Genomic DNA, 12,579 nt, shown 5'->3' on the forward strand with positions numbered 1-12,579 from the left:
ATGTCATAAATCATGATTCGTGTTTTCAAACATATTGTGCCAAAAGGTTATAGAGGCATTACTATTTTTCCATTTATTTTTTTGAAACAGTCTGTTTCAAAGAAAGATTTGGTATTGATTAATCATGAAAAAATTCACCTTCAACAACAGATAGAACTTTTGATTCTGCCATTTTATATATGGTATGTATTAGAATTTTTATATTTCTATTTGAAGAGTTTCAATTGGAATAAAGCCTATCAGCAAATCTCTTTTGAAAGAGAAGCTTATTCCAATGAAAAAGACCTTAACTATTTAAAGTCAAGGTCTTTATGGTCTTTTTTGAAATATGTAAAACCTTAATGCTTGAGAACTACTTTTTGAACTTTTGAGACACCGTTTGTTAAAGTAGCTTTTACAATATAGGCACCATCCGAAAGGTTGTGGTTTTGAATAACAAAATCAGTAGTGTTGATATTTGATTTGTCAAACAAGGTTCTTCCTAAGAGGTCATACACTATAACCGATGAAATTTGCCCTCTTCCAGAATTTACCTTTATGTAGTTTCCTTTAGGTGCTTTGATTGATAAGGCATTCAGTTCTAATTCAGTAATGCTCAAAGTGTCATCTGTATATCTTAAGATAAATCTAGTATCATAATCAACAGCTTCAGAAACTGAAAATGAGTATGGAGAGGTTCTTAAGTTATGAATGGTATTCGTATAAGTATCTTCAAGATAAATGCTTTGCTCATCGTTTAAAAATAAACCATCAACATTATCAATAGCAATAGTGTATTGTCCAGCGCTTGGAAGGACGGTTCCAAGAGGTACTTGGTCTTGATTATCAAAAGGCAATGTTCTACCTTGAATGATCATTCGTTGGTCTTCAATTTTTGAATAAAAACTCAGTGAATTCATTTCCCTGACATAAGCGTCATAAAGTCTATCTTTTCCTTGTGTGGCATTTTCAATATATCCAACAAGTATGCTTGAGGAACCTCCATCATCGTCAAGTAGATTTAACCAAATTCGATGGCGTTCCAACTCATTGCTTTCTTCTGAAGATTCAGATGTTCTATAAAACGCAGTATTGCTATGGGTTCTGTCCCTCATACTGTTATTGAAAGTGACACTGCCAGATTCGTTATCGTTTAGTGCCAATACAAAGAATCCTTGACCAGAAGCAATTTTTCCACCAAACGATTCATCAGTATACGTATTGGTTCCAGAGAAATTATACGTAGTGTAATCGCTCACATCATAAGTGAATTCAAAATCGTCATAGAATGAATCACCATTAGCACCAATTTGAGTGCCATGCGTCCAAATATGAACGGCACCTTCAATAATGGTGTTGTTAGGATGGGTCAAAAAGCTTTGCGCATCTAGAGCTGAAGGATAAGGATTCCCTAATAAATTCCAGTTGTCATCAAAAGGTGTAACAGTTAAAACATCATTTCCATAAGGGTTATATGTATAATTGCTATAAGCAAAACTATTGTCTCCACTACTAATTGGTTGCGTATAAACACCATTGTTGGCAACACCATTAAACGTTGCTGTAGCTGTTGAAATTGTTGTGGTGTGGTTTGTTGGACCTCTAACAATATAACCTTTACCTTCAGTCATTATACCAGAACTTGGGTTCCAGGTTCCAAAACAGATAGGCATTCCACCTGTAGGCAACACACCAGGAGCAAAAGTTCCAGTTGGAACAGTTGGAATCCATTCGTAAATATAGTTTGTTGGTGTAAAGCCGCCATATACGCTAGAAACATTAAAGCCTTGTACAGGACTGGACCAATAAACGTAGTCTGTATTTCTAATACTAGTGTCTCTATAAAGCGTAATATTTCCAGTGTTAGGAGCTGTAGGTGTATTGGCTGTTGAACTGTCATAAACCTGAATCAAACTTGCACCATCCTGAATGATGAGCTGACCAGTTCCTTGAATATCTATAAAGTCTTGAATGGTTAAGGAAGAGGCAAATCCATCTGTATTGGCATCTGCATTTAAGGTTAATGTGGCACCTGTTTCAATAACCATATACAAACCATCACCATTGGCATTGTCATATAAGATAGGATCATTTGCTGTTGCTGGAATAATTACACAATCTGCTGAAGTTGGTACAGCAAGATCAGACCAGTTTGATGGCTCCATCCAGTTGCTTGATGTTAAGCCAGTCCAAACTTTTCCGCCTGAAACCGTAACTGTCGTCGCATCACTAACCACTAATGTTGAACTGTCACATAACGCATAAGTTACTTCAGCAGTATATGTCGTTGTTGAAGCCGGACTCACATTTATTGAGGTTTGACCATCATAAGATGGATTGTGTACACCATTTTCAAGCCATTCCAAAGTAGCAATTGATGCACCACCTGAAGGTGTAAAGCGCCAAGCTTCATTTGTTGCTGTCCAGTTGTCATCCAAACTATTTCGACATTGCGCCACAACCGCTTGAGTTGCTCCAGGATTTTGTACTCCAACAATGGCATTTCCACCATTCCAAGGTGCACCACCATCAATAACTTTTTCTTCGATATAAACCTCAATAATGTTGGTGTCTTCATATAAAACCAACATAGAGGTGTGGTATCTGCTATTGTCATAAAACATAGGAACATTATCCCAAATCACCACTAGTACATTGCAACCTCCAACTGAAGAAGTCCCAAATCGAATACTACCACCAACTCCTGGGTCGATATCGTGGTAAGCAGCATATATGGTGTTAGGGAACAGTGCTTGATCTGTACTAGGTAAATCTTCATCAAAACTATAACCACATGCGGTATTGGCATAAGTGAAGTTAAAGGAAACCATGCTATTGGCGCCAACTACAAAGTCGTTGATGTTATTGCCAAAAAAGCAAAAGTCAATAGGCATTACATAAGACAAATCAGACCATCTATCATCGTCAGATAAAGCGACGTTACTAGTTGCAGCAGCAGATAAGCTTGCAAAATATGTAGCATCGTAAGGAATCAAATCAACATCGTAATCTGAAGTATCTCCTAAATCTAAAAAGTCAGCAGTCAAGGTTTCAGAAGCAGAACCCGAACCACAAGACCCAATCGTACTACTGTCTGGTGTAACATCAACAAAAGGACAAGCTTGAGTCGCTATTGGTGCAGGCAACATACATGGTTCTTTAATACAGATATCAAAAGTTGTAGTTTCCGGAGCAGAATAATATGTGAACACCTGAACAAAATAAGTATCACCAATGGTTAAACCAGTAACTGTACTGGCGTTAGCATCAGAACAACTAATGTTATCTCCAACAGCCACCGAACAGTCAGGAGCCGTAAACCCTCCATAAACTGCATGATACATGTCAGTATCACTACCTGCAACATTAGACAATTGAATAGAATGTGTCGTATCGGTAGCTACAAAGCTATACCAAACATCATTATCTGGTGTTCCGAAGCAAGAATCAATACCAGAGTCGGTTGCATTTTCTACATATCCTGAAGTGCTTACACAAGCCATATCTGGAGTTAAAGCCACTGCATTACAAGGCTCATCATTTGGTGGAGGTGGAGGAGGCTCAACTACACAAATATCGAAAGTTGTGGTTTCTGGACCTGAAAAATAAGTAAATACTTGAATGAAATACGTATCTCCAATGGTTAAACCAGATACAGTACTTGTATTAGGATCTGAACAACTCACATTATCACCAACTGCTACAGAGCAATCAGGAGCTGTAAATCCACCATACACTGCATGGTACAAATCGAAATCACTACCAGCAATGTTTGTAATTTGAATATTGTGCGAAGTAGTGGTTGCAACAAAGCTATACCAAACATCGTTGTCTGGAGTTCCAAAACAGGCATCGATTCCTGAATCTGTTGCATTTTCAATAGTACCAGACACACTTGTACATGACGTTCCTGTAGTTAAAGGATCTGCATTACAAGGTTCGTCATTTGAAGGTGGAGGTGCAGGTTCAGTGACACAAATATCAAACGTCCCGTTGTTATTGTTTCCATATTCCCAAACTCTAATGTAAATGGTTGAACCAGGTGTTAAACCTGTTCTTGTTATTGAAGACATGGCTCCATTAGTACTATCATCATCGTCACACTCAATCAATGATAACGAACCACAGGTTCCAGAATAAATGGCCATACCACTATCTGTCATAACACCAGAATCCGTGTCAATTGTTATATTTCCACTTGCTGGTACTGTTGCTGTAAACCAAACATCACCACCACTGTAGCTGGCACAACCAGGCGCTGGTACACCTGTAGAAGCTGTAGCGTTGGCATTTGTATAAGTTGTAAATGAACAAGTCGCATTAACCGTTAATGTTTGTGCACTACAAGGATCGTCATTTGCAGGCGGCATTGGTCCAGAACAAGAAGTACAGGTTATCTCAGTCACACAACAGGTTGTTGCAGTACCACAAGCAGCATTGGTATTAAAATGTACATAATGATCTCCAGAAACAGTAGCTGTGAAAGAATAAGGCTCATTTCCACTTCCAACAACAGGACCATTGTAGGCTCCACTTCTCACTGTAATATAACCACCACAGTCACTCGTGATTTCATAAGTTTCACCAGCGACCACACTTGTAATTGGAGCATACTCTTCTTGATAATTACAAAAGCTAATGTTAACAGGGTTGTTATCTGTAGGTGCTACGGCTCCACCCCAAGCAATAGTATTAGTACATTGACCAAAACTGTAAATATTGATGAGAAAAACAAAAGTTAGTAAAGCGAGTAATTTTTTTGTCATATTCTAAAATTTTATCATGACTAGCACAGCATTCATTCATTAGTCTTGAGCGGTAAAAATTTTAGATAGTTTGGGGTAAATATTTGAGTGTCAATGTACTCAATATTTATATAAATTTAATAAAAATTTAGATAATTATCGGTTTTTTTGTTAAAGGACTTTTTTATTGGATGAAAGTCAATTTTTTTGTTGCGAATAATCGATTGTTTTAGATAAAACTTAAAACTATTCTCAGTTTGGATTTCAATTCCTATTATAGATGAAAAAAGCCTCGATGGTCGTCGAGGCTTTTTTTGGTGTTTAAATATTTTAAGCCTAACGTTTCAGGATTACTTTTTGGGTTTTTGCGATGCCGTTGTTCAGCGTCGCTTTTACAATATAAGAACCACTTGATAAGTTAGGGTTTTGAACGGTGAATTCTGAAGCACCAATACCTGTTTGGTTGTACATGGTTCTTCCTAATAGGTCATAAACGACAACAGAATCAATAGTATTGCTGCTAGATGTTACCTTAATGTAATTACCTTTTGGTGCAATGATAGAAAGGCCATTCAATTCAAATTCATTGATACTTAAGGTATCATCAGTATATCTTAATATGAAACGATCTCCATAATCGATAGCATCGTCTACCGTAAAGGTATATGGTGACGCTTTTAGATTGTGAATGACATTGGTATAAGTATCTTCCAAATAAATGTTTTGATCATTGTTCAAGAACAAGCCATCAACTCCACTAATTGCAATGGTGTATTGACCAGGATCAGGAAGAACCGTTCCTAAAGGAATTTGATCAGCTTCGTTAAAAGGCAACGACCTTCCTTGGATGATCATACGCTCGTCATCAATTTTAGAGTAAATGCTCAAATTATTTACTTCTCTTAAGTAAGCATCGTAAAGACGGTCTTTCTCTTGAGTAGCACCTTCAATGTAACCAACCATGATACTCGAAGCATTTTCGCTGTCATCAATTAAATTCAACCAGATTCTATGACGTTCAATAGCATTAGTGTCTTGAGTATTAGGATCACTGTTTCTATAGAAAACCGTATTGCTATGCGTGCGATCTCTCATGCTATTGTTAAAAGTCACGCTTCCAGACTCGTTATCGTTAAGCGCCAGAACAAAAAATCCTTGTCCAGAAGCTATTTTACCACCAAATGTTTCGTCAGCATACGTATTGGTTCCAGAGAAATTATAAGTGGTATAATCGTTCACATCATAAGTTAATAGGAAGTCATCATAGAAAGACTCACCATTAGCACCAATTTGAGTGCCATGTGTCCAAATATGAACCGCACCTTCAATAATTGAGTTGTCAGGATGCGTTAAAAAGCTTTGTGCATCAAGCGCTGAAGGATAAGGGTTTCCTAAAAGGTTCCAGTTATCATCAAATGGTGTCACTGTGAGAATGTCTCCATAAGGATTGTATGTGTAATTGCTATAGGCAAAACTATTATCACCACTCGAAATAGGTTGTGTAATTTCACCGTTATTTGGCACACCAGTAAAGGTCGAAGTAGCTGTTGAAACCGTTGTTGTGTGGTTGGTTGGACCTCTAACGATATAACCTTTTCCTTGAGTCATCGTACCAGAGCTAAGTCCACTCCATGTTCCGTAGCATATTGGCATACCTCCAGTTGGTAAAACACCAGGCGCAAAAGTCCCAGTGGCAACCGTTGGAATCCATTCATAAATGTAGTTTGTTGGTGTGAAACCAGCATAAACATTAGAGACATCGAATCCTTGTACAGGACTAGACCAATACACGTAGTCGGTACGTCTGATATCAGTATCTCTACTAAGAGTGATGTTTCCAGTATTAACACCAGAATCAAGAACTTGTATCAAACTAGCACCATCTTGTACGGTAAGTGTACCAGTACCTTGAACGTCAATTTTATCTTGCAAGGTCAATGAAGATCCGAAACCACTGGTATCGGTATCACCAACTAATGTCAAAGACGCTCCAGTTTTAACCGTTATATCGTAACCATCTGCATTGATGTTATCACCAATTATTGGATCGTTAGCTGTAGCTTCAATACAAACACATTGCTCGTCGGTTGGAGCCGTCCCTTGCGTCCAGTTTGAACCTGTATTCCAGTTTGTATTCGTTGCACCTGTCCAAGTCTTACCAATAACAAAGTCTGCTTGTTGTCTTACACCAGGATTTAAAGGACATTCAGCCCAGAACGAATAGATGCCTGGTGTATTGGTGTCTGGTAATCCAGAGCCTGCAACACCTACAGGGTTAAATCCGTCACCTGATCCAATCGCTGTTCCTCCAGCAGCGACTGTAAACCAGTCAGGAGCAGGTGTTGAAACAGGAAAGCTTACGTTCCAAGTATATGCGCCTGAGACAGTAGTCGAGGAAAAACCAAATACTGTAGTAATGAGAATGTAATTAACACCTGTAGTAAGATTTACTGTCATCTGAGGCAATAAACCAACACCTGAATCATCATCTCGAATTACAAATCCAGCTCCACAGACACCTGGTGTAAAACCAGTTTCAACAATATAGCCCATACCATCAAAGCCTCCTGAGGTCATTTCAAAAATATAAGTACCAGTTTCGGTAACTGTAAATGGTGTTGTTGTATAATTTGAAGTATTAGCTGAAAATAAACAAGTAGTATTATTTGCTGCTGATTCAGGTCTTGGAGCAACAGGATCAGTTGCTGCATTAAGACTGCCACTTATTGTGTTGCCTAAACTCGTAGTTCCTACAACTGCACCACATGTAAGTCCGATGTCAGAGGTAAGTTCTCTAGGAGTTTCACCAGGGCAATTCATATTGACGCCATTGGTTCCAGCAGGAACAGGAGTAGTAAGACAAATGTCAAAAGCACCTTCACCATCAAAAAAGTCCCAAACACGAATATAAAGAATTTCACCTGGAGTTCTACCTGTAAGAGTAATTGATGAGTCAATAGGGAAAGCACCATCGTCATCATCACATTCAATCAAAGAAAGTGATCCGCAAGTCCCTGAGTAAACAGCTATACCAGTATCTATAACTGTGTTGTTAGTTTCAATAGTTAATTCTCCTGTGGAATTCACTTCGTAAGTAAACCATACGTCACCAGTTGAATAACTAGCACATCCAGGCAGAGGAAGTTCACCAGAATCGGTTGCAGCAACGTTGGTAAATGTTTCTAATAGACAATTAACATTTGAATATAATTCAATAGCTCCAGAACAATCATTGTTCTCTGGAGGTGCAGCAGGAGATGTAATTTCTAAAATAAATTCCGCATAATTTGGTGCCGCATGATCATCAATAAAAATGTAATAGGTGCCAGGTGTCAAGGTATAAGTTGCCGTGCCACCAATGGCACTAGCAGTGTAAATACCTCCAACACAGTTACCTGCCGTATTAGGACAGCCTGAAAAAATACCTAGGGCTTTTAGGTTTGTACCGTAGGAATTTAGGAGATTAAATGTATAATCGCCACCAATAACAACATCAATGATATATACTCCATCTTCACCACTACCAAACCAAGTTGGTATTGGAGCGCAGGTGTAGGCACCTGAGTTGTATGCATTGCCTAAGCCTTGTGTGGTTTGTTGCCCAGTGGATATAGTTGCTCCAGGCACCAAAGTTAATGGTACTGGACTTGTACAATCAGGTCCTGGGGCTTGACTAAACGTAGTTTGACCTATAAATAAACATAAAAGAAAAACCTGTAATTTTCTAATCATAATCTTAACAATTTAGAGCATAAACAAAGACACCCTTGTTGGGATATCTTTAACGTAGGAAAATAATCAGACAGAAATTTGGGGTATTTTGTCTTTATAAGATATTCAAAAATATATAATTTTAACAGAAAAATAAAGATTTCTTTACATATTTGATGAAATGTATAGTTTTATGGGTAAAAACCGCCTTCAGCTTGAAAACCATTTGTTTATATTGCCAGATTATTTAAACCATCCCTTTATTTCAGGCAATAAACTGAGAAAATTAAAATACAATGTTTTAGAAGCCAAAAAACAGAAAAAAGAGACCCTGTTGACTTTCGGTGGTGCCTATTCAAATCATATTGCTGCAGTGGCTTATGCTGGAAAAGAATACGGGTTTAAAACCGTAGGTGTTATTAGAGGTGAGGAATTAGCTGATTCTATCAGTCAAAATCCAACGTTGACTTTTGCTCAAAACTGCGGAATGGAATTCAAATTTGTGAGCAGAGAGCAGTATCGTAACAAAAATAATCCGCTTTTTTTAAATCAGTTAAAAGAGGCGTTTCATAATATTTATGTGCTTCCTGAAGGCGGCACAAATGCGCTTGCGGTTAAAGGTTGTGAAGAGATTCTTGAAGAAGCCGATGCAAAGTTCGATTATATCTGTTGTCCTGTGGGAACAGGCGGAACAATTTCAGGACTTATCAATTCAAGTTTTAAACATCAGAAAATTATTGGTTTTCCGGCGTTAAAAGGTGATTTTTTAAATAAAGAAATCACTAAATTTGCAGCTAAAACAAATTGGGAGCTCAATCTTGATTATCACTTTGGTGGTTATGCAAAAGTAACCGATGCACTAATCGCTTTTATCAATACATTTAAGTTGCAATACAACATACCTCTAGACCCTATTTACACTGGAAAAATGATGTTTGGTATTTGCGATATGATTCAAAAAGGTTATTTTGATGAAAACGCTAAAATTTTAGCTGTTCATACAGGTGGTTTGCAAGGTATAGCTGGAATGAATACAGTTTTGAAGCAACAAAACAAGCCCTTAATCGTTTAATGTTTATGAAAAAATTTTGTGTTGTTTTATTGATGTCGCTTGTCGTAGTTTCCTGCGGATCGAAACGGAAAATAGTTACCAAGAAAAAAGATAGTAGACCTAAAATTGAGCAGGTCTCGACGCCAACAGAAACTCCTACAGAAACCATTGGTCTGCCGCCAAAGACTTCTTCACCTCAGATGAATTCCACAGAAGCTTATATTGCTTATTACAGTGCTATTGCCCAAGAGGAAATGCGCAAGTATAAAATTCCTGCCAGTATTACTTTGGCACAAGGCATCCTTGAGTCTGGTTCTGGAAAAGGAAGATTGGCAGTCGAAGCTAATAATCATTTTGGAATCAAATGCCATGGATGGACAGGTGAGAAAATCTATCACGATGATGATGCGTCTCAAGAATGTTTTAGAAAATACACTTACGCTAAATCTTCTTTTGAAGATCACTCCTTGTTTTTAACTTCACGCAGTCGTTATTCAAAACTGTTTCAATTGCGTGAAGATGATTACAAAAGTTGGGCAAAAGGCCTTCGAGCCGCAGGTTATGCCACAGATAGGAGATACCCTGAAAAATTGATTAGCTTGATAGAACGCTATAAGCTTTACAGGTATGATGACGAAGTGTTGGGTAATTATACTCCTAAAAACGTATCCACATCAGAAACTGCTTTAACCCATATTGTAGTTAAAGGAGACACTTTGTATTCCTTGTCAAGAAAATACAACCTAACGGTTGAGCAGTTAAAATCACTTAACAATTTAAAAACGAACGATTTGTCTATTGGACAGGTCTTGAAACTCAATTGATGTATGTTATATAAACGAAGTAGCGCATTATTTAAAGAAGCTAATCAGGTTATTCCAGGAGGTGTCAACTCTCCCGTAAGAGCCTTTAAGGCTGTTGGTGGAACGCCAATTTTCGCTAAATCTGCAAAAGGTGCCTTTATCTATGATGAAGACGGAAATCGTTTTATAGATTATATCAATTCCTGGGGACCAATGCTCTTGGGTCATGCTTACAAGCCAGTAGTTGATGCAGTTGTAGAAAAGGCTAAGTTGGGAACTTCTTTTGGAATGCCAACTGAAATTGAAACTAAGATTGCCGAATTGGCAGTTTCTATGGTGCCTAACATTGACCAGATACGTTTTGTGAACTCTGGAACAGAAGCTTGCATGAGTGCCGTTCGATTGGCGAGAGGTTATACGAAAAAAGAGAAAATCATCAAATTCGCTGGCTGTTACCATGGTCATAGTGATGCATTTTTGATACAGGCTGGAAGTGGTGCTGTTACGTTTGGAAGCCCTAACAGTCCTGGTGTGACACAAGGTACGGCAAAAGACACCTTATTGGCGCGATATAATGATATTGAACATGTAAATTCCATTCTTGAAGCTAACAAAGGAGAAGTGGCTTGTATTATTTTGGAACCTGTAGCTGGTAATATGGGTTGCATACCGCCAAAACAAACATTTTTACAAGATTTGAGAGAAGCTTGTAATCAACATGGTGTATTGCTCGTATTTGATGAGGTCATGACAGGCTTCAGACTGGCAAAAGGTGGTTGCCAGGAACTATACAATGTAGATGCTGATGTGGTTTGCTTCGGAAAGGTAATTGGAGGAGGTTTGCCAGTTGGTGCTTTTGCCGCTAGAGCAGAAATCATGAATCATTTGGCACCTAATGGAAGTGTCTACCAAGCGGGAACCTTAAGTGGTAATCCTTTGGCAATGGCAGCTGGATTAGCAATGCTAACAGCTATTAATGATGATGATCAGCTTTTCAAACGTTTGGAGGAAAAAACAGCGTATTTACATAAAGGCATCAAAAATGTTTTAGATAAGCATTCAATAACACATACCATAAATCGTGTTGGATCAATGATATCTGTTCATTTTGCTGAAGACGAAGTAGTAGATTTTCAGAGTGCTGCAAAAGGGAATAATGAAACTTTTAAGGCCTTTTTCCACGGAATGCTTGACGAAGGCATTTACATTGCGCCAAGTGCTTTTGAAACTTGGTTTATTACCGATGCACTTACTTACGAAGATTTAGACAAAACGATTGCTGCGGTTGATACGGTTGCAAACCAGTTGACATAAAAAAAGCCTATTTAATTAAAATAGGCTTGAGTCAATTAACATGAAAACGTTAATAGGTTCTGTAGAGCTGAAGATACCTTTCAAATTGTTCTTCAGTCATGATTTCTTTAAGCTTGTTGTCTAAAACCGTGTTGATTTTTTCCAGTCTTTTCTGGTTTTTATCTAGGTTGTTGCTGATTTTGCTGTAAGCTTCCTCAAATTCTTTATACGCTTGATAAACCTCTTCTAATTGAAGATTGTTTATTTTGATATTTTTTTTGATTTCTTTCGCTTTCTCAGATGCAGCTGCATTCATTTCAATGGTATTCTGAGCGTTAAGGCTTTGGGTGTTAAAAGCTAAAGCGAATACAAATAAGAAAAGGGTAACTATTTTTTTCATTTTCAAATTGTTTTAAGTGCAATTAAGTGCCTAAATTAATCATTTTTATTTGAAATCAACAAAAAAAGCACTGATTAAAAAACCAATGCTTTTAAAACTAAACTAATCAATCTCAACTAACGTCCTCTTTTTTCGTCACCTTTATGACGCTTTTGAATTTTCTTTTTGTGTTTTGTAGTCTGAGCCTTTTCCCATTTTTCAAATTGATTGTTATTTAAAATGGATTTCATTTGCTTCTTCATGGCAATTTCGCGGTCAAGTCTTTCATTCATCATGGCATAACGCTCTTCCTTAGTTGGTTTTTCTTTATTGTCTTTTTTTGCCGCTTTTCGAGCTTCTCTTTTTTCTTGCATAAACTGCGCTTCTTCTAAAAACAGAGCCTTGATCTTTTTTTGTTGTGCTTCGGTAAGATCGAGATGTAAGGTCATTTGTTTCGTTTTTAAGGTTGCAGCTTCTTCAGGTGAAAAATCTTTTAGCATAGCCTCTTTTTTGTGAGGTCCTTGTCTGTGTTCTTTGTGCTCTTGCGCTAAAGCTGGTAATGTCATTACTGCGATAGCCATTAAAATTATTTTTTTCATTTGTGTCTTGTTTTTTAAT

General features: G+C 37.6%; 8 protein-coding genes. 4 read left to right on the forward strand and 4 right to left on the reverse strand.

Going from position 1 to position 12,579, the window contains the following annotated elements; translation table 11 throughout:
- The first annotated feature begins 12 nt into the window (after nucleotides 1–12).
- Nucleotides 13–342 (forward strand): hypothetical protein, encoded by a 330-nt coding sequence (locus tag AB9K26_RS04495; RefSeq protein ID WP_369971346.1) that lies wholly within the window; start codon nucleotides 13–15, stop codon nucleotides 340–342.
- Here the strand turns inward: AB9K26_RS04495 and AB9K26_RS04500 are convergent.
- Both AB9K26_RS04500 and AB9K26_RS04505 read right to left on the reverse strand, forming a co-directional pair.
- Nucleotides 339–4,745 carry a T9SS sorting signal type C domain-containing protein gene (locus AB9K26_RS04500; protein WP_369971347.1) on the reverse strand — a complete coding sequence of 1,469 codons (4,407 nt, stop codon included), beginning with the start codon at nucleotides 4,743–4,745 and terminating at the stop codon, nucleotides 339–341. The two genes, AB9K26_RS04495 and AB9K26_RS04500, sit on opposite strands and share 4 nt — an antisense overlap.
- A gap of 315 nt (nucleotides 4,746–5,060) precedes the next feature.
- On the reverse strand, nucleotides 5,061–8,456 hold the full coding sequence (locus tag AB9K26_RS04505) for a T9SS sorting signal type C domain-containing protein (protein ID WP_369971348.1): 3,396 nt from the start codon (nucleotides 8,454–8,456) through the stop codon (nucleotides 5,061–5,063).
- Between the two features lie 172 nt (nucleotides 8,457–8,628).
- Between AB9K26_RS04505 and AB9K26_RS04510 the strand changes: the two genes are divergently transcribed.
- Genes AB9K26_RS04510 through hemL form a run of 3 tightly spaced genes read left to right on the forward strand, consistent with a single transcriptional unit; the run spans nucleotide 8,629 to nucleotide 11,603 of the window.
- On the forward strand, nucleotides 8,629–9,507 hold the full coding sequence (locus AB9K26_RS04510; RefSeq protein ID WP_369971349.1) for a 1-aminocyclopropane-1-carboxylate deaminase/D-cysteine desulfhydrase: 879 nt from the start codon (nucleotides 8,629–8,631) through the stop codon (nucleotides 9,505–9,507).
- A 5-nt stretch (nucleotides 9,508–9,512) separates the two neighbouring features.
- The gene (locus AB9K26_RS04515) at nucleotides 9,513–10,310 is read left to right on the forward strand and encodes a glucosaminidase domain-containing protein (RefSeq protein WP_369971350.1); all 798 of its coding nucleotides are present in this window, start codon (nucleotides 9,513–9,515) and stop codon (nucleotides 10,308–10,310) included.
- A 3-nt stretch (nucleotides 10,311–10,313) separates the two neighbouring features.
- A complete protein-coding gene (gene hemL, locus AB9K26_RS04520; protein ID WP_369971351.1) occupies nucleotides 10,314–11,603 on the forward strand; it encodes a glutamate-1-semialdehyde 2,1-aminomutase in 1,290 nt (429 codons plus the stop codon).
- A 49-nt stretch (nucleotides 11,604–11,652) separates the two neighbouring features.
- Here hemL and AB9K26_RS04525 read toward each other — a convergent pair whose 3' ends face one another.
- Nucleotides 11,653–11,982: a hypothetical protein gene (locus tag AB9K26_RS04525; protein ID WP_369971352.1), complete on the reverse strand. Its 330-nt coding sequence runs from the start codon at nucleotides 11,980–11,982 to the stop codon at nucleotides 11,653–11,655.
- A gap of 116 nt (nucleotides 11,983–12,098) precedes the next feature.
- Nucleotides 12,099–12,560, reverse strand: coding sequence for a hypothetical protein (locus tag AB9K26_RS04530; RefSeq protein WP_369971353.1), 462 nt, complete (start codon nucleotides 12,558–12,560; stop codon nucleotides 12,099–12,101).
- Between the last annotated feature and the right edge of the window lie 19 nt (nucleotides 12,561–12,579).

The organism is Psychroserpens sp. XS_ASV72 (assembly GCF_041224425.1).
GTDB lineage: Bacteria > Bacteroidota > Bacteroidia > Flavobacteriales > Flavobacteriaceae > Psychroserpens.